Source organism: Amycolatopsis xylanica, from assembly GCF_900107045.1.
In the GTDB taxonomy this organism is placed as follows: Bacteria; Actinomycetota; Actinomycetes; order Mycobacteriales; family Pseudonocardiaceae; genus Amycolatopsis; species Amycolatopsis xylanica.
On the sequence record NZ_FNON01000010.1, the window covers coordinates 179453 to 197976 of the forward strand.

At 69.5% G+C, this 18524-nt stretch carries 14 protein-coding genes; 11 read left to right on the forward strand and 3 right to left on the reverse strand.

The genetic code is table 11. The features are described from left to right. Window positions 1-20 precede the first annotated feature (20 nt). The gene (locus BLV57_RS35965) at window positions 21-1022 is read left to right on the forward strand and encodes a Gfo/Idh/MocA family protein (RefSeq protein WP_091297253.1); all 1002 of its coding nucleotides are present in this window, start codon (window positions 21-23) and stop codon (window positions 1020-1022) included. A gap of 64 nt (window positions 1023-1086) precedes the next feature. Here the strand turns inward: BLV57_RS35965 and asnB are convergent, their stop codons facing one another. Then, entirely contained in the window at window positions 1087-2913 is a 1827-nt protein-coding gene (asnB, locus tag BLV57_RS35970; protein WP_091297256.1) for an asparagine synthase (glutamine-hydrolyzing), read from the reverse strand. Between the two features lie 116 nt (window positions 2914-3029). On the opposite strand from asnB, the gene BLV57_RS43040 reads away from it, so the two are divergent. From BLV57_RS43040 to BLV57_RS36005, 8 genes are all read left to right on the forward strand, one after another. Continuing rightward, on the forward strand, window positions 3030-3257 hold the full coding sequence (locus tag BLV57_RS43040) for a hypothetical protein (protein ID WP_143047232.1): 228 nt from the start codon (window positions 3030-3032) through the stop codon (window positions 3255-3257). Continuing rightward, window positions 3254-3355: a K(+)-transporting ATPase subunit F gene (gene kdpF / locus BLV57_RS35975; protein WP_091297258.1), complete on the forward strand. Its 102-nt coding sequence runs from the start codon at window positions 3254-3256 to the stop codon at window positions 3353-3355. Before BLV57_RS43040 ends, kdpF begins: the two co-directional genes overlap by 4 nt. Then, window positions 3355-4989, forward strand: a complete 1635-nt coding sequence (kdpA, locus tag BLV57_RS35980) for a potassium-transporting ATPase subunit KdpA (protein ID WP_091297261.1) — start codon at window positions 3355-3357, stop codon at window positions 4987-4989. Before kdpF ends, kdpA begins: the two co-directional genes overlap by 1 nt. Next, the gene (kdpB, locus tag BLV57_RS35985) at window positions 4986-7067 is read left to right on the forward strand and encodes a potassium-transporting ATPase subunit KdpB (protein WP_091297263.1); all 2082 of its coding nucleotides are present in this window, start codon (window positions 4986-4988) and stop codon (window positions 7065-7067) included. The genes kdpA and kdpB overlap by 4 nt, the downstream gene beginning before the upstream one ends. A gap of 4 nt (window positions 7068-7071) precedes the next feature. Beyond that, window positions 7072-7635, forward strand: coding sequence for a potassium-transporting ATPase subunit C (locus tag BLV57_RS35990; RefSeq protein WP_091297265.1), 564 nt, complete (start codon window positions 7072-7074; stop codon window positions 7633-7635). Window positions 7636-7640: 5 nt separating this feature from the next. After that, window positions 7641-10175 carry a sensor histidine kinase gene (locus BLV57_RS35995; RefSeq protein ID WP_091297267.1) on the forward strand — a complete coding sequence of 845 codons (2535 nt, stop codon included), beginning with the start codon at window positions 7641-7643 and terminating at the stop codon, window positions 10173-10175. Next, on the forward strand, window positions 10172-10855 hold the full coding sequence (locus tag BLV57_RS36000; protein ID WP_091297269.1) for a response regulator: 684 nt from the start codon (window positions 10172-10174) through the stop codon (window positions 10853-10855). Before BLV57_RS35995 ends, BLV57_RS36000 begins: the two co-directional genes overlap by 4 nt. Before the next feature lie 68 nt (window positions 10856-10923). Continuing rightward, window positions 10924-12105 carry an alpha/beta hydrolase gene (locus BLV57_RS36005; protein ID WP_091297271.1) on the forward strand — a complete coding sequence of 394 codons (1182 nt, stop codon included), beginning with the start codon at window positions 10924-10926 and terminating at the stop codon, window positions 12103-12105. Window positions 12106-12137: 32 nt separating this feature from the next. Here the strand turns inward: BLV57_RS36005 and BLV57_RS36010 are convergent, their stop codons facing one another. Together BLV57_RS36010 and BLV57_RS36015 are read right to left on the reverse strand one after the other, a co-directional pair. Then, window positions 12138-13550, reverse strand: a complete 1413-nt coding sequence (locus tag BLV57_RS36010; protein WP_218134949.1) for a hypothetical protein — start codon at window positions 13548-13550, stop codon at window positions 12138-12140. Window positions 13551-13728: 178 nt separating this feature from the next. Beyond that, on the reverse strand, window positions 13729-14334 hold the full coding sequence (locus BLV57_RS36015) for a hypothetical protein (protein ID WP_143047233.1): 606 nt from the start codon (window positions 14332-14334) through the stop codon (window positions 13729-13731). Between the two features lie 162 nt (window positions 14335-14496). Between BLV57_RS36015 and BLV57_RS36020 the strand changes: the two genes are divergently transcribed. Continuing rightward, entirely contained in the window at window positions 14497-14784 is a 288-nt protein-coding gene (locus BLV57_RS36020; RefSeq protein ID WP_091297275.1) for an acylphosphatase, read from the forward strand. A 99-nt stretch (window positions 14785-14883) separates the two neighbouring features. Further along, window positions 14884-18498 carry a chromosome segregation protein SMC gene (gene smc / locus BLV57_RS36025; protein ID WP_091297278.1) on the forward strand — a complete coding sequence of 1205 codons (3615 nt, stop codon included), beginning with the start codon at window positions 14884-14886 and terminating at the stop codon, window positions 18496-18498. Window positions 18499-18524: the final 26 nt, after the last annotated feature.

Genomic DNA, 18524 nt, shown 5'->3' on the forward strand with positions numbered 1-18524 from the left:
TTTTCTACTGGAGGATTCTTATGAGGTTGGGACTTGCAGGCACCGGCCGGATCGGCACCTCGCACGCCGAGACGCTGAAGGGCTTCGACGAGGTCACCTCGGTCGTCGTCGCCGACGTCGATTCGGCGCGGGCGCGCGCCGCCTCGGCCAAGCTCGGCGTCGAGTTCGCCGACGGCATCGACGCGCTCTTCCAGTCCGGTTTGGACGGTCTGGTGGTCACCGCGGCCACCGACGCCCACCCCAAGCTGATCACCGCGGCCGTCGACGCCGGCATCCCGGTGTTCTGCGAAAAGCCGGTCGCCGCCGACATCGAGGGCACCCTCGCGGTGATCGACCGCATCAGCGGCTCGGACGTCCCCGTGCAGATCGGTTTCCAGCGCCGCTTCGACGCCGGCTACACCGCCGCACGCGGGGCCGTCACCTCCGGCGACCTCGGCTGGATCCACACACTGCGCGCGACCACCCTCGACCCGGCGCCCCCGCCCGCCGAGTACGTCCCGCACTCGGGCGGGCTCTTCCGCGACTGCGGCGTCCACGACTTCGACATCATCCGCTGGGTCAGCGGCCGCGAGGTCACCGAGGTCTACGCGCTCGGCACCAACCGCGGCGAGCGCTTCTTCGCCGACGCGGGCGACGTCGACACCGCGGCCGCCACCCTCGTCCTCGACGACGACACCCTCGCGGTCGTCTCCCTCACCCGCTACAACGCGGCGGGTTACGACGTCCGCCTCGAAGTACTCGGCTCCCGCTCGAACGTCATAGTCGGCCTCGACGACCGCGCCCCCCTCCGCTCGGTCGAGCCCGGCGTGGTCGCACTCGCCGGCCCCGCCTACCCCGGCTTCATGGAACGCTTCCGCCCCGCCTACACCCGCGAACTCGAGGCCTTCGTCTCCGTCGTCGCCGGCCGCACCACCAGCCCCTGCGGAGTGGCCGACGCCCTCGAAGCCTTCTACGTGGCCGAAGCCTGCGAGATCTCCCGCCGCGAACGCCGCCCCGTCGGCATCGACGAAGTCCGCCGCTGAGCCCAGGGGTCGTGAGTGTTCCGGCCGGTTCTAACCGGTCTAAACACTCACGACCCCGACGAGGTCAGTGCTGGATCTCGGGGGAGTAGATGTCCAGCCAGTGGTAGAGGTCGAGGACCCGGTCGAGGCCGGTGCGGACGGCGCTCGGCATCGTGTGGGCGTCCAGCTCGGAGGCGTTGTGGGCCCAGTCGCGGTCGATCAGGCCGAAGACCGGGTGATCCGGCTCGGCGAGGACCTCCTTGACCTGTTGCTGCAACGCGACCGCGTACGCCGGGTCCTGAGTGGACGGATACGGGCTTTTCACCCGGTCCACGACCGACTGGGGGAGCACGTGCTTGGTGGCGTGGCGGAGAAGACTCTTCTCCCTGCCGTCGAAGGTCTTCAACGACCAAGGCGTGTTGTAGACGTACTCGACCAGGCGGTGGTCGCAGAACGGCACGCGGACTTCCAAGCCGACGGCCATCGAGGCGCGGTCCTTGCGGTCGAGGAGCATGCGGACGAAGCGGGTCAAATGCAGGTGGCAGATCGTGCGCATCTGCTGCTCGAAGGGGGTGGCGTTGTCGAGGTGGTCGACCTCGGCGACCGCGGCCGCGTATTGGTCGGCGACGTAGGTGGGCAGGTCGAGGCGGGCGCGGAGGTCCTTGTTGAGCAGGCCCGCGCGGTCGCTGGTGAGGGCGTTGCGGAAGGCCAGCCAGGGGAAGGTCTTGGTGTTGCGGGCTTCGGGGTCGTGGAACCAGCGGTAGCCGCCGAAGACCTCGTCGGCCGACTCGCCGGAGAGTGCGACCGTCGACTCGGCGCGGATGGCCTTGAAGAGCAGATAGAGCGAGGTGTCCATGTCGCCGAGGCCCGCCGGGATGTCGCGGGCGGTGATGACCGCGCGGCGGACGGCCGGGTCGGTGAGGTCGCCCGGGTTCAGCACGATGTCGCGGTGGGCCGAGCCGACGAGGGACGCGACGTCGCGGACGAAGGGGGAGTCCGGGGTGTCGCGCATTTCGTCGGCGTGGAAGTTCTCTTCCTGGCCGAGGAAATCGACCGAGAACGTGCGGAGCTGCTCACCCTGGGAGGCGAGGTGGGCGGCGGCGAGGCCGGTGACGGCGCTGGAGTCGAGGCCACCCGACAGCAGGACGCAGCGGGGGACGTCGGCGACCAGCTGGCGGTGGACGATGTCGGTCATGAGCTCGCGGACGCGCTCGACCGTGGTGTCCTGGTCGTCGGTGTGCTCGACGGCGTCGAGCTTCCAATAGGTGCGGGTGCGGATGCCGTCGCGGTCGACCGTGACGATCGCGCCGGGCGGGACTTCCTCCATGCCCTTCCATAGTGACCAGCCCGGGGCCTTGGTCATCGAGACGAGCTCGCGGAGACCGTCGGCGTCGACGACCTTGCGTGCCAACGGGTTCGCGAGGATCGCCTTGGGTTCCGAACCGAAGAGGACACCGTCGCGGGTGGGGTAGAAGTAGAACGGCTTGATGCCCATGCGGTCGCGGATCATCACGAGCTTCTCTTCGCGCTCGTCCCAGATCGCGAAGGCGTACATGCCGTTGAGGTGGTCGGCGACGCTCTCGCCCCATTGCAGGTACCCGTGCAGCACGACTTCGGTGTCGCTGTCGGTTTCGAAGCGGTGGCCGAGCTTGACCAGCTCGGCGCGCAGCTCGGTGAAGTTGTAGGCCTCACCGCTGTAGACCATGGCGACCGAATGAGAACTCATCGGCTGCTTGCCGCCGGGCAGGTCGATGATCGCGAGCCTGCGGTGGCCGAGCGCGGCGTGAGGCCGGACGAAGGTGCCCGAGTCGTCGGGGCCGCGGCAGGCCATGGTGGCGGTCATGGCGTCGAGAGTGTGCTGCTGACTGGTCAGATCTGAGTCGTAAGCGACCCAGCCGGTGATTCCGCACATGCGTAGCCTCCCGGGGATTTACTTAGTTACTACAACTACACGTAACTCAGGTGTAACACGGTTTCGGTTCGCTGTCTGCCCGAATCGAGCGATCTGTGCTTGATTCACTACTTACTGTGATGTGGATCACCGGCCATCAAGATCGCGTAAACGGCCGCGAACAGCGCATCAAGGAGGCGTTAGCGGCTCTCGATCACGCAGCGCTACGGGCGCACTGTTGCCGTGTCGCCAGATGGGTGACGCGTCAAGAGAGGTGCACAGTGGCCGATTTGCTCTACGCCATCTTGTTGATCGGCGTCTTCGTGGTGCTCGCGCTCACGCTGCGCGGATTGGAACGGCTGTGAACGGGGCGGGCACGGTGGCCAACATCGTCGGCGGTGTGCTGGCGCTGGGCCTGATCGTCTACTTGTTCATCGCGCTGATCAAACCGGAGAAATTCTGATGTCGGACACGACGGCCGGGCTGCTGCAGCTCGGTTTACTCCTGGTCGCACTGGCGGTGGCTTACAAGCCACTCGGCGACTACATGGCGCGAGTGTTCTCGTCGGAGAAGCACTCGAAAGTGGAAAAGGGCCTCTACAAGCTCTTCCGCGTCAACCCCGAGTCGGAACAGCGCTGGCCGACCTACGCCGCGGGCGTGCTCGGCTTCTCGTTCGTCTCGGTGGTCCTGCTCTACCTGCTCCAGCGCCTCCAGCCGCTGCTGCCGTGGGACCTCGGCCGCGGCGCCGTCTCGCCGGGGGTCGCGTTCAACACCGCGATCAGCTTCGTCACCAACACGAACTGGCAGTCCTACGTGCCGGAGTCGACCATGGGTCACTTCGTGCAGATGGCCGGGCTGACCGTGCAGAACTTCCTGTCGGCCGCGGTCGGGCTGTCCGTCGCGATCGCGCTGACCCGCGGTTTCCTCCGCTCGCAGGCGGACCGGCTCGGCAACTTCTGGGTGGACCTCACGCGCGGCACGATCCGCGTCCTGCTGCCGATGGCCTTCGTCTTCTCGCTGGTCCTGATCGCGCTCGGCGTCGTGCAGAGCCTCAAGGCCGGCGTCGCCGTGACCAACCCGGACGGCACCTCGAGCACGATCGCGCTGGCGCCCGCCGCCAGCCAGGAGGCGATCAAGGAGCTCGGTACCAACGGCGGCGGCATCTTCAACGCCAACTCGGCGCACCCGTTCGAGAACCCGAACTACTGGACGAACCTGGTCGAGCTCTTCCTGATCCTGGTCATCCCGGTGTCGCTGACCCGCACGTTCGGGCAGCTGGTCGGCAACCGCAAGCAGGGCTACGTCCTGCTCTCGGTGATGGGCCTGCTCTGGGGCCTCATGCTCGCGGTCACCTGGATCTCCGAGGCGAAAACCGGTGGCATGGAAGGCAAGGAGCAGCGGTTCGGCACCAGCCTGACCTCGATCTTCGCCAACACCACCACGGGCACCTCGACCGGCGCGGTCAACGGCGCGCACGACAGCCTCAGCGCGCTCGGCGGCGGCGGTCCGCTGCTGAACATGCTCTTCGGCGAGATCTCGCCGGGCGGTGTCGGCACCGGTCTGTACGGCATGCTCGTGATGGCGATCATCGCGATGTTCCTGGCCGGGCTGATGGTCGGCCGCACCCCGGAGTACCTGGGCAAGAAGCTCGGCAAGCGCGAGGTCACCTGCGCGGCCGTCGCGATGCTCGCGATGCCGACCGTGGTGCTGCTCGGCTCCGCGCTGGCGCTGATGTTCCCGTCGACGGCGAGCGCGCTCGGCAACGGCGGCGCGCACGGCCTGTCCGAGGTGCTCTACGCCTACGCGTCCACCGGGAACAACAACGGCAGCGCGTTCGGCGGCCTGACCGCGACCAGCGACTGGTTCCAGAGCAGCTTCGGCGTGGCGATGGCGTTCGGCAGGTACATCCCGATCATCGCCGTGCTCTGCCTGGCCGGTTCCCTTGCCGCGCAACGGAAGGTCCCGGAGACCGCGGGCACCCTGCCCACCACCGGACCGCTGTTCGGCACGATGCTGACCGGCACGGTCGTGCTCGTCGCCGCTCTCACCTTCATCCCGGCGCTCGCGCTCGGGCCCATCGCGGAGGCACTCGCGTGACCGTCACCCAGGAACGCCCAGTCACGAAACACGAGGAAGAAACCCGCCGGATCGGCGTGGGCGTGTTCAGTCCCCGGCAGCTATGGACCTCGGTCCCCGACGCGCTGCGCAAGCTCAACCCCAAGCACCAGCTGGCGAACCCGGTCATGTTCGTGGTCTGGGTCGGCTCGCTGCTGACCACGGTCTTCGCGATCACCGACCCCAGCGTGTTCACGATCCTGATCGCGGTGTGGCTGTGGTTCACCGTCCTGTTCGCGAACCTCGCCGAGGCCGTCGCGGAAGGCCGGGGCAAGGCGCAGGCGGAAACCCTGCGCAAGTCCAAGAAGGAGACGGTCGCGCGCAGGCTGACCGAGGACGGCTCCGAAGAGAGCGTGCCCGGCGTCGACCTGCGCATCGGTGACCTGGTGGTCGTCGAGGCAGGCCAGGTGATCCCCGGCGACGGCGACGTCGTCGAGGGCATCGCGACGGTCGACGAGTCGGCCATCACCGGTGAGTCGGCGCCGGTCATCCGCGAGTCGGGCGGCGACCGGTGCGCGGTCACCGGCGGCACGACCGTGCTGAGCGACCGGATCGTCGTCAAGATCACCACCAAGCCCGGTGAGTCCTTTGTGGACCGCATGATCGCGTTGGTGGAGGGCGCTTCGCGGCAGAAGACGCCGAACGAGATCGCGCTGACCATCCTGCTGTCGACGCTGACCATCATCTTCCTGCTCGCGGTGGTCGCGCTGCAGCCGATGGCCGGGTACTCGGGCAGCCAGCAGTCCGTGGTCGTGCTGACCGCGCTGCTCGTCTGCCTCATCCCGACCACGATCGGCGCGCTGCTCTCGGCCATCGGCATCGCGGGCATGGACCGGCTCGTGCAGCGCAACGTGCTCGCGACCTCGGGCCGCGCGGTCGAGGCGGCCGGTGACGTCTCGACGCTGCTGCTCGACAAGACCGGCACCATCACCTTCGGCAACCGTAAAGCGACCGAGCTGATCCCGGTCGGAACGTCCACAGTGGAGGAACTCGCGCATGCGGCACGCCTGTCCAGCCTGGCCGACGGAACCCCGGAAGGCCGCAGCATCCTGGAGCTGGTCGCCCGCGACCACGGCCTGAGCGAGACCGCCTCGGAGGACGAGAAGCTCGCCGAGTTCGTCGAGTTCACCGCGCAGACCCGGATGAGCGGCATCAACGTCGGCGAGCGCGAGGTGCGCAAGGGCGCGACCGCGTCGGTCCGGCAGTGGGTCCGCGAACGCGGCGGCGACGTGCCCGACGAGACCGAGCGGGTCGTCGACGAGATCAGCGGCCAGGGCGGCACGCCGCTGGTGGTCGCGGAGATCGACGGCGGCAAGGCGTTCGTGCGCGGTGTGATCCGGCTGTCCGATGTGGTCAAGCCGGGCATGAAGGCGCGCTTCGAGGAGCTGCGCGCGATGGGCATCAAGACGGTGATGATCACCGGCGACAACCCGCTGACCGCGCGCGCGATCGCCGAGGACGCCGGTGTCGACGACTACCTCGCCGAGGCCAAGCCCGAGGACAAGATGGCGCTGATCCGCAAGGAGCAGGAGGGCGGGCGGCTGGTCGCGATGACCGGCGACGGCACCAACGACGCGCCCGCGCTCGCGCAGTCGGACGTCGGCGTCGCGATGAACACCGGCACGTCGGCCGCCAAAGAGGCCGGGAACATGGTCGACCTCGACTCGAACCCGACCAAGCTGATCGAGATCGTCGAGATCGGCAAGCAGCTGCTGATCACGCGCGGCGCGCTGACCACGTTCAGCGTGGCCAACGACCTCGCGAAGTACTTCGCGATCCTGCCCGCGATGTTCCTGGCCATCTACCCGCAGCTGGGCGGGCTGAACATCATGCACCTGGCGACGCCGAAGTCGGCGATCCTGTCGGCGGTCATCTTCAACGCGCTGATCATCGTCGGGCTGATCCCGCTGGCGCTGCGCGGCGTGCGGTACCGGCCGTCGTCGGCCTCGGCGCTGCTGCGGCGCAACCTGCTGATCTACGGACTCGGCGGCATCGTCAGCCCGTTCTTGGGCATCTGGCTCATCGACCTGCTCGTCCGTCTCATCCCTGGAATCGGGTAACACCATGAATGGCTTGTTCAAGCAGACCCTGGCGGGGCTGCGCGTGCTCATCGTCCTGACCGTGCTGCTCGGCGTCATCTACCCGCTGGGCGTGTGGGCGGTGTCGCGGATCCCGGGGCTGGAGTCCAACGCCGAGGGCTCGATCATCACGCAGGACAACCGGCCCGTCGGGTCTTCGCTGATCGGCGTCGACCTGCAAGGTGACCAGTGGTTCCACTCTCGTCCGTCGGCGGGCAGCCCGTCGGCTTCGGGGGCGTCGAACAAGGGCCCGGCCAACCCGGACCTGCTCGACGCGATCGCGAAGCGCCGGGCCGCGGTCGCCGCGCTCGAAGGCGTCCAGCCGTCGCAGGTTCCGCTCGACGCGGTGACGACTTCGGGTTCCGGCGTGGACCCGGCGATCAGCGTCGAGTACGCGAACCTCCAGGTCGCGCGGGTGGCCCGGGTGAATGGTCTTCCCGAGGCCAAGGTGCGCGAGCTGGTCGAAGCGAACACGGCAGGAGTGTTACCCGGCGTGAATGTGGGGAAGCTCAATCTCGCCGTGCGTGACGCCGCCGGGGGAGCAAGATAAGTCCCGTGGACACCGAAAGCAGGCCCGTGAAGCCGCGCCGGGGAGAGCTCAGGATCTACCTCGGCGCGGCGCCGGGCGTCGGCAAGACCTTCTCGATGCTGGGCGAGGCGCGGCGGCGGCTCGACCGCGGCACCGACGTCGTCGCGGGCATCGTGGAGACGCACGGCCGCAAGAAGACCGCCGAGCTGCTCGCGGGCATCGAGGTGGTGCCGCGCCGCGAGTTCGTCCACCGCGGCACCGAGTTCACCGAGATGGACATCGACGCGCTGCTCGCGCGCAAACCCGAAGTGGCCATTGTGGACGAACTCGCGCACACCAACGTGCCGGGTTCGCGCAACGAGAAGCGGTGGCAGGACGTCGAAGAGCTGCTCGCGGCCGGTATCGACGTGCTGTCCACCGTGAACGTCCAGCACCTGCAGAGCCTCAACGACGTCGTCGAGCGGATCACCGGCGTCGCGCAGCAGGAGACCATCCCGGACGAGGTCGTCCGCAAGGCCGAGCAGCTGGAGCTCGTCGACATCACCCCCGAGGCGCTGCGGCGCAGGCTCGCGCACGGCAACGTCTATCCGGCCGAGCGCATCGACGCCGCGCTCGGGAACTACTTCCGGCCAGGGAACCTGACCGCCTTGCGGGAGTTGGCCTTGTTGTGGGTCGCCGATCAGGTGGATGTCGCGCTGCAGCGGTATCGCGCCGAACAGAAGATCACCGATACCTGGGAGGCCCGCGAGCGGGTCGTCGTCGCCATCACCGGCGGGCCGGAGAGCGAGACGCTCATCCGGCGCGCGCGGCGCATCGCGACCAGGGCCGGTGCCGAACTGCAGGTCGTGCACGTGCTGCGCGGCGACGGGCTGTCCGGCCTCGGGCCGACGGCGGTCTCGAAGTACCGGAAGCTGGCCGAGGACGTCGGCGCGACGTTCCACCAGGTGGTCGGCGACAACGTGCCGAACGCGCTGCTGGACTTCGCGCGCGGGGTCAACGCGACCCAGCTGGTGATCGGCACCTCGCGGCGCTCGCGGGTGGCGCGGCTGTTCGACGAGGGCATCGGCGCCGCGGTCGTCCAGGCGTCCGGCGCGATCGACGTGCACACGGTCACGCACCAGCAAGCAGGCGGGCGGCTGCGTGCCCGGTTCGACCACAGCCCGCTGACGCCGTCGCGGCGGATGATGGGCTGGGCGCTTTCGCTGGTGCTGCCCGCATTGGCGACGCTGATCGGCATCGCCTTGAAGCGGCAGCTGGACTTTTCGACCGACGTGATCGACTACGTGCTCGCGACGGTCATCGTGGCACTGGTCGGCGGGCTCGGCCCGGCACTGCTCGCCGCGCTGTTTTCGGCCGGGCTGCTGAACTTCTTCTTCACGCCGCCGCTGTACACGCTCACCGTGCACGAGCCCCGCAACGTGATCACGCTGATCGCGATGGTCGTGGTGGCGGTGCTGGTGGCGACGGTCGTCGACATCGCCGCGCGCCGGGCCGCGCAGGCCGCGCGGGCGCGGACCGAGGCGGCGCTGCTCGCCTCCTACGCGCGGACGGTGCTGACGCACGAGCATCCCGTGCGGCGGCTGCTCGAAAAGCTGCGCGAGAACTTCGGGCTGGTTTCGGTGGCGCTGCTGGAAAAGAGCGACGGTGGCTGGTCACTGGTCGAGCAGGCGGGCGACGACGTCTGCCGTGATCCCGACGAGGCGGACGTCGACATCGCCGTCACCGCTGACGTGCATCTGACTCTGCGCGGGCGAGCACTGCCTGCTTCGGATCGGCGGGTGCTGGAGGCCGTCGCCGGGCAGGCGCTGCTCGCTCTGCGTCAGCAGCGGATGGCTCTCGCGGCGGCCCGCGCCGAGCGGAAGGCCGAGGCGACCGAGTTGCGCACGGCGCTGCTTTCCGCCGTGGGACACGATTTGCGGACGCCGCTGACGTCGATCAAGGCTTCGGTCGGCAGCCTGCGCGCGGAGGATCTGACTCTGTCCGAAGAGGACACCGCCGAGCTGCTGGAGGCGATCGAGCTGTCGGCGGACCGGCTGGCCGGGCTCGTCGAGAACCTGCTGGACTCGTCGCGGCTGGCGACCGGCGCGGTGCGGCCACTGCTCAGGCCGGTCGGCTATGACGAGGTGGTCGCGCACGCATTGTCCAATGTGGACAACTCGGAGTCGGTGCTGGTGTGCGTCGACGACACGCTGCCCGCGGTGCTGGCGGATCCGGGCCTGCTGGAACGCGTGGTCGCGAACGTGCTCGACAACGCGCTGCGGCACGGCGCGTCCGGCGAGCCGGTCGCCGCGCGGGCGAGCGAGCACTCCGACCACGTCGAACTGCGGATCGTCGACCACGGCCGCGGGCTCAAGAAGGGCACGGCCGACTCGGCGTTCGCCCCGTTCCAGCGGCTCGGCGACCGCGACGCCACCCCCGGCGTCGGGCTCGGGCTTTCGGTGGCGAAGGGGTTCACCGAGGCGATGGGCGGCGGCATCCGCGCCGAGGACACGCCGGGCGGTGGCCTCACCGTGGTGATTTCCCTGCCCGCCTATCGTTCCGCTATGGAGGAAATCCGATGAGCACCGTGCTCGTGGTCGACGACGAGCCGCAGATCGTGCGCGCGCTGCGCATCAACCTGTCGGCCCGTGGCTACAAGGTGATCACCGCGCACGACGGCACGGCCGCGCTCCGCGCGGTCGCCGAGACCAAGCCGGACGTGGTGGTGCTCGACCTCGGCCTGCCCGACATGGACGGCACTGAGGTCATCGCCGGCATCCGCGGCTGGACCCTGGTCCCGATCATCGTGTTGTCCGCCCGCGGCGACTCGTCGGACAAGGTCAAGGCGCTCGACGCGGGCGCCGACGACTACGTGACCAAGCCGTTCGGCATGGACGAGCTGCTGGCTCGCTTGCGCGCGGCGGTGCGCCGATCGACCGCTTCGGCCGGCGAGGACACCGACGCGGTCGTCGAGACCGGGACGTTCTCGATCGATCTGGCGGCCAAGAAGGTCCGTAAAGACGGCACCGAGGTGCATCTGACGAAGACCGAGTGGGGCGTGCTGGAGCTGCTCGTGCGGAACCGGGGACGGCTGGTCGCGCAGAAGCAGATCCTGCACGACGTGTGGGGGCCGACTTACGAGACGGAGTCGCACTACCTGCGCGTTTACCTGGCCCAGCTGCGGCGGAAGCTGGAGCCCGAGCCTTCGCGGCCGCGGCACCTGCTGACCGAGCCGGGGATGGGCTACCGGTTCGAGCTGTGAGGGGTCGTGAGTGTTCCGGCCGGTTCCAACCGGCGGCAACACTCACGACCCCTTGGCACACTGGTGGGGTGGTCAACTCACCGGCGGGGCCGTGGATGCCGACGAGCAGGGAAACGCCGCTGCTGCGGCGGGGTCCGCTGCTGGTCAGCTCGTTCGTGGCCGGGCTCGGCGGGGCCGCCATCCCGGCGGTGACGTTGCCGCCGCTGTGGCGGATGTGGCAGCTGCACGCGATGGTGTTCGGCCTGCTGGCGCTGATCGAGACCGTGGCCATGATCGTCTTGTGGAGCAGGCCGACCCGGCGCGCGGTACTGTTCGGCGCCGCCTCCGCGGGCGCCTGGGTCATGGTGTGGCTGGCGGGGCGCGGGCTCGGCAAACTCGGCGATCCTGATCCTTGGCAGCCCGCCGACGCCGTGTTCGGCGCGACCGACTACCTCGCCGTCGGGTTGCAGGCGGTGGCCGTGCTCGGGTTGCTGATCGTGGCGACCGGCGACCCGAGGCCGCCGTCGATCGCGAAGTGGGTCGCTTCGTGGATCGTGGGGTTCCCGCTGCTCATCGTCACGCTGGTGGCGAGCGCGGCCGGGGTGACAGCCGCGTCGGACGGCTTCACCGGCACGGGTGTTCCCGGCGACGCGGTCCTCGCCTCCGCGCTGCCCGCCGGGCAGATGAGCACCGTCGAATACTGCCGTCCGCAAGGTGTTCCGCTGCCGATGGACCTGCACATGCCCGCGGCGACGGCCGGGCGGCCCGCGCCGGTCGTGCTCTATGTCCACGGCGGCGAATTCGTGCTTGGCGGACGTAAAGCGACCGGGCCCGGCGCTTGGCTCGCGAAGACCGACGGCGCGTTGTTCAAGGAGCTCAACGCCCGCGGGTTCGTGGTCGCCTCGATCGACTATCGGCTCGCGCCCGCCGCGCCATGGCCCGCTCAGCTCACCGACGCCAAATGCGCGGTCCGGTTCCTCAAGGCGCACGCGGGCGCGCTGGGCGTCGACCCGGCGCGGATCGAGGCTTGGGGTGGCTCGCTGGCCGCTCTGCTCGGCGCCGCGCCCGGGTTCGACGTGGGGCAGTATCTCGACCAGAGCAGCAGTGTGCGGGCCACGGTCGTCACCTCGGGGCTCGCTGACTACACCCGTCTCGACGGCACTGACCGCGTCACGCGTGCTCTTGTCCAAATAGGACTGAGGCCGGAAGCCCGGCGCGAGGCCAGCCCGGCCACCTATGGGGCGGGTCGTGAGTGTTGCGGCCGGTTCTAACCGGCCTAAACACTCACGACCCCACTTTCTGGTCAGTCGTCGAAAAGCTGGACCCAGCGGCCGTCGAACCCGCCGTTCGCCGCCGTGTACCAGGCGCCCCGCAGCCAGGCGCCGTTCTCGCGGGACGAGGCGGTGTTGACCGTGCCGTCGTGGACGAAGAAGTCGTGCTGCCACCAGTACACGTTGGGCGAATCGGAGCGGCCGCTCGCCAGCTGGCGGCTCCAGCCGGAGCTGTCGGTGCCAGTCCCTTGATAAGCGGGGAAGTCGTCGGAAGAGCCTTCCCGGTCTTCGTCCGCTTCGGCCGAGTACGCACCGTAGAGCCAGTCCTTGTGGATGAGGCCCTCGCGGCCGTCGGTCAGGTCGGAGGCGCCGTTGTCGCGGGACTTGCTGTAGAAGCGCTGGCGTCCCGTGCTCACCTCGGTCACGCCCAGCTCGTTGACCACCGGCGATTCCAGTTCGACGTCGTCGACGGCCGAGGACAGCCAGTGCTTCGGCCAGGCCGGGTTCTGGGACCAGTGGGTCGGGATGAGGTCGGCGATGTCCTGCAGCTCGTAGGTGATCCGCTTGGCCTGGTACCAGTCGACCGTGTGCTCGTTGTCGTGCCCGGCGATCAGCGTCGGAGCGTTGGCCCAGCTCAGCGTCTGCGCGCCCCACGCGCTCACCGCCGCGGCGGACGCCTGCGGGACGAAGATGTAGTGGACGTTCTCGTTCTTGTCCTTGCCGCTGATCTCCACCTCGGCGTTGTTCGTGACCGGCTGGCTCACCAGCGAGGCGTAGCTGTCCTTCACGTACCGCAGCTCGTGCGCGTGCGTGGCCAGCACGCTGCCCGCTTCGTCGGCCTGCCAGACCATCAGGTGCTTGCCGGTCGAGGTGGTCATGAAGTTGAAGCCGGAGTCGCCGCGCTTGCGGATGATGTGCTCGTGGTGGTGCGTGATGGTCGAGTTGTTCACGTACTCACCGGCCGCGCCCGGCGTCCCGGTCACGCCGCGCACGACGATCTCGATCCGCTCCCAGTCGTGGATGGCGTCGCCTTGCTTGTCCGCGGCGTTGTACACGTGATAGAGCAGGACCAGCGACTTCACGCCGCCGCTGGTGTACTCGATCAGCGAGGTGTAGAGCGTCGGGCGGATGCGCCACTTCGCGTACGGGCTGGTGGTCTGGTTCGCCGCCGCGGCCGCGACGTAGCGCTCGCTCTCGACCCAGTTGACGCGGTTGGTCGCGAAGTTCTGGTCCTGGTCGAAATCGAAGTTCGTCAGCCAGTCGCGGCCGTCCTGGCCGTTGTCCTCATTGGCCCGTTTGAAGATCACCGGGGCGTAGTAGTTCAGGTAGGCGCGCCGCTGCGCCATCGTCAATACCGGCTCGGCGGCGTGTGCCGCCGAGCTTCCGAGCACCGGCAGGGTGGCCAGCATGAGTGCCGCGACCACGAGTCGAGCGAAACGCCGCACGGGTTCCTCCTCGCCGAACAGAGGTCAGGTCGCGTTCACCCAACCCGAGCGCGCGGCGCGCGGCGACGGCAATTCGGCCCCCGTTAGGGGTGGGTCGGGCTGGGCGAGCCGCCCGGCCTTGCCGACTGGGGTCGTGAGTGTTCCGGCCGGTTCTAACCGGCCTAAACACTCACGACCTTTACGGCTTGGTCGGACTCGGGGAGCCGCCGGTGCTGCTGTTGCCGGGAGGCGGAGGCGCCGGCGTGTCGCTGCGTGGCGACGTGCTCGACGGGGATCCCGGCGAAGAGGAGGACGAAGGCGAAGACGACGACGAGGGCGCCGAGGAAGTCGGCTTCGTCGGCTTGGTCGTCGGCTGCGTGGGGGTGCCGGGGTCGTTCGGCGTGGTGCCGGGGTCGCCGGGGTTCGGCGGCGGGGGCGGCGGGGCGATGACCGTGGTGGTCGGCTTGCCGTCCGGGCCGACGTTCACGACCGTGGTCGGGGCCGAGGACGACGAAGACGGGGCGCCCGGCGCGCCCGCGCCGGGGATGGTCTCCGGGCCACCGGCGGTGCCCTTGCCCTGGATGACCTGGGTGGCGGGGCCGGAGCCGGTGCCGCCGCCGAGCCCGGGGCCGCTGGCGTCGTGGCCGACGCCGGGGCCCGCCAGCTCGGCGACCGCGGCGAACGCCGTCGCCACGACGAGCCCGCCCACCGCCAGCACGGCGTATCCGGTGCGCTGCATCAGTCCGTTCGTCTCACGCGGCGGCGCCACGGAGATACGCGGGCTCGCCTCGGGCCCAGGGGACATGCTGTCTGCTCCTCGAAACGGGGGACATCGGGGATGGCGGGGAAACCGTGAAACTCCCACGGTCGGGGGACCCCTGGACGGGGACGGTATCACCGACGATTCACCCTCAGCGAGCGAGAGCACGCTCACAGTTCACCCTCCGCAACCGGCACAATAAGTCCTGTGAGTGAGGAAACTGACGAGGTCCGGTTGACGGCGTGGGTGCACGGGCAGGTCCAGGGGGTGGGTTTCCGCTGGTGGACCCGGGCGAGAGCACTCGAGATCGGGGTGGCCGGGAGTGCGAGCAATCTGCGTGATGGGCGTGTTGAGGTGGTAGCGGAGGGTACTCGTGACCACTGTGAGCGGTTGTTGACCGCCCTCCGGTCCGGAGAATCACCCGGACGTGTGGATCAGGTCATTGAGCGGTGGAGCGCACCGAAGGGCGGTTTGACCGGGTTCGTGGAGCGCTAGACGAGCGCTAGGCCCCCACGTCCCACAGATGGCAGAGCGCCCCAGGTAACATTCGGCGATTGACAGAGGAAAACCCGAGGCCAGAGGGGTCTGCACCCAGTGCACCTGAAAAGCTTGACGCTGAAGGGCTTCAAGTCCTTCGCCTCGGCCACCACGCTGCGGTTCGAACCGGGTATCACCTGTGTCGTGGGGCCGAACGGCTCCGGCAAGTCGAACGTGCTCGACGCGCTGCGCTGGGTCATGGGCACGCAGGGCGCCAAGGACCTGCGCGGCGGCAAGATGGAGGACGTCATCTTCGCCGGCACCGCCGGCCGCGCGCCGCTGGGCCGCGCCGAGGTGACGCTGACCATCGACAACGCCGACGGCGCGCTCCCGATCGAATACACCGAGGTCTCGATCACCCGCCGCATGTTCCGTGACGGCGCGAGCGAGTACGAGATCAACGGCAGCACCTGCCGCCTGATGGACGTCCAGGAACTGCTGTCGGACTCCGGTATCGGCCGCGAGATGCACGTCATCGTCGGTCAGGGCCAGCTCGCGCAGATCCTCGAGGCCAAGCCCGAGGAGCGCCGCGCGTTCATCGAAGAGGCCGCCGGCGTCTTGAAGCACCGCAAGCGCAAGGAAAAGGCCCTGCGCAAGCTCACCGCGATGCAGGCCAACCTCGACCGGCTCGGCGACCTGACCACCGAGCTGCGCCGCCAGCTCAAGCCGCTCGGCAAGCAGGCCGAGATCGCGCGCAAGGCCCAGTCCGTGCAGTCCGAGCTGCGCGATTCGCGCCTCCGCCTGTACGCCGACGACCTGGTCACCCAGCGGGACGCGATCGCCCGCGAGGAGGCCGACGAGCAGACCGCCCGCGCGCGCCGCACCGAGGTCGAGCAGGCGTTGGAGCTGGTCACGGCGCAGGAGAACGACCTCGAGGCGTCGCTGGCCGAGGACGCGCCGCGCCTCACCGCCGCCCAGGACACCTGGTACAAGCTGTCCGCGCTGGCCGAGCGCCTGCGCGGCACCGTCCGGCTCGCCGTCGAACGGCAGCGCCACCTCTCGGCCGACGTCGCGGGCCACAGCACCGGGCGCGACCCGGACGAGCTGCTCATGGAGGCCGAAGAGGTCGCCGAGCGCGAAGCCGAGCTGGCCGAAGGCGTGGCCGAGGCGCGCGAGCTGCTCTCGATGACCGTGCAACGCCGTGAGCAGCTGGAACACCAGGTCCAGGCCGCCGAGCGCGCGCACATGGCCGCGGTCCGCGCGATCGCCGACCGCCGTGAGGGGCTCGCGAAGCTGAGCGGCCAGGTCGAGGCGCTGCGGTCCAAGAACGGCGCCACCTCCGACGAGATCGAGCGCATCTCGATGTCGATCGAGGAGGCCGCCGCGCGGGCCGAGTTCGCCGTCGAGGAGCTGGAAGAGGCGCGCGCCGAGGGTGGGGTCGAGGAATCCGACGACGCTGACCTGCAGGAACGGCACGACCGCGCGGTCGAGGCCAACAACGCGGCCAAGGCGCGTGTCGAAGAGCTTGTCAAAGCCGAGCGCACCGCTGAGCGTGAGATCGCTTCCGAGCGTGCGCGCGTCGAGGCGCTTTCGATGGGCTTGCGACGCAAGGACGGCGCGGGCGCGCTGCTCGGCGCTTCGCACGAGCTGCCCGGGCTGCTCGGGTCCGTCGCCGCGCTGCTGACCGTCGAGCCCGGTTTCGAGGTCGCGCTGGCCGCCGCGCTGGGTCCGGTCGCCGACGCGGTCGCCGTCGCGGGTGGGGAAGACGCGCTCGCCGCGCTGAAGTACTTGAAGAACAACGATTCCGGCCGTGCGGGCATCCTGCTCGGCGGCGGAGCGTCCACTGTGGACCCGTCGGGCTGGCCGTCGCTTTCGGACGGTGCGCGCTGGGCCCGCGAGGTCGTGCGTGCCCCCGAAGCGCTGCGTCCCGCCGTCGAACGCGCTCTCGAACTCGTGGCCATTGTGGACGGTCTGGACGAGGCGCGGCGGCTGGTCGCCGTGCACCCGGACGTCAGCACGGTCACCCGCGAAGGCGACGTTTTCGGCTCGCGCTGGGCCGCCGGTGGCTCGCAGCGTCGCGAAAGCGTCATCGAGGTGCAGGCCGCGGTCGACGAGGCGCAGGACCGGCTGCTCGCCGCCGAGCGCTCGCTCGAGCGCACCGGCGCCGAGCTGGAAGGCGCGCGGGCCGAGCAGCAGGCGCGCCGCGACGAGGTCGCGCAGGCGAAGGAAGCGCTCGGCGAGGCGAAGGTCCGCAAGGCGCGCTCGTCCGAGCGGCTCAACCGCATGCAGCAGGCCGCGCGTGCGGCCGAGGCCGAGGTCGAGCGCCTGCGCACCCAGCGGCTCAAGGTCGAGCAGAGCCGTGAGCAGGCGCTGACCCAGCTCGCCGAGCTGGAAGAGCGGCTCACCATGGTCGCGGACGAGGCCGTCGACGAGGACCCGGACACCGCCGAGCGCGACATGGCCGCCGAGGAACTGGCCACCGTGCGCCAGGAGGAGATGGAAGGCAGGCTCCAGCTCCGCACCGCCGAGGAACGTTCGCGCAGCATCGCCGGTAAAGCCGAATCCCTGCGCCGCGCGGCCGCCGCCGAGCGTCAGGCGCGTGACCGTGCCGAAAAGGCGCGGGTCGCCCGCCAGCGCGGCGCCGACATCGCCACGGCCGTGGTCGACGGCGGCGAGATCGCGCTGGAGCGCATCGAGCACTCCGTCCAGCGTGCGGCCGCCGAGCGCGACGAGGCGCAGGCGCAGCGGCAGAGCCGTGAGACCGCGTTGTCCGGCGTCCGCGCCAAGGTCCGCGAGCTGACCGGCGAGCTGGAGAAGCTCACCGACGCCGTGCACCGCGACGAGGTGCTCCGCGCCGAGCAGCGGCTTCGCTTGGAGCAGCTCGAAACCAAGATCGCCGAAGACTTCGGCATGGGGCTCAACGACCTCGTCGCCGAGTACGGCCCCGACGTCCCGGTGCCGCCGAGCGCCGGCGAGATGGCCGAGTACGAGGCGGCGAAGGAGCGCGGCGAGGACGTCACCCCGCCGCCGCCGATGCCGTTCGACCGCGCGACGCAGCAGCGCCGCTCCAAGCGCGCCGAGAAGGACCTCGCGCTGCTGGGCAAGGTCAACCCGCTCGCGCTCGAGGAGTTCGCGGCGCTCGAGGAGCGCTACAAGTTCCTGTCGACGCAGCTCGAAGACCTCAAGGACACGCGCAAGGACCTGCTGACCGTCATCAAGGAGGTCGACGAGAAGATCCTCGAGGTCTTCGCGTCGGCGTACGAGGATGTGGCGCGCGAGTTCGAGGTCGTGTTCAACGTGCTGTTCCCCGGCGGCGAGGGCCGGATGATCCTCACCGAGCCGGGCGACCTGCTCACCACCGGCGTCGACGTCGAAGCCCGCCCGCCCGGCAAGAAGGTCAAGCGGCTTTCGCTGCTGTCCGGTGGCGAGAAGTCGCTGGTCGCGGTGGCGATGCTGGTCGCGATCTTCCGCGCGCGGCCGTCACCCTTCTACGTCATGGACGAGGTCGAGGCCGCGCTCGACGACACCAACATGCGACGGCTCATCGGGTTGCTGGAGCAGCTGCGCGCGTCTTCGCAGCTGATCATCATCACCCACCAGAAGCCGACCATGGAGATCGCCGACGCGCTCTACGGCGTGAGCATGCAGGGCGACGGCATCACCAAGGTCATCTCGCAGCGCCTGCGCACCGAGGAAGAGACCGTCCCCGTCGACGAGCCCGTCACGGTCTAGGGATTTAGCGGGCTTTATCCCGGGCG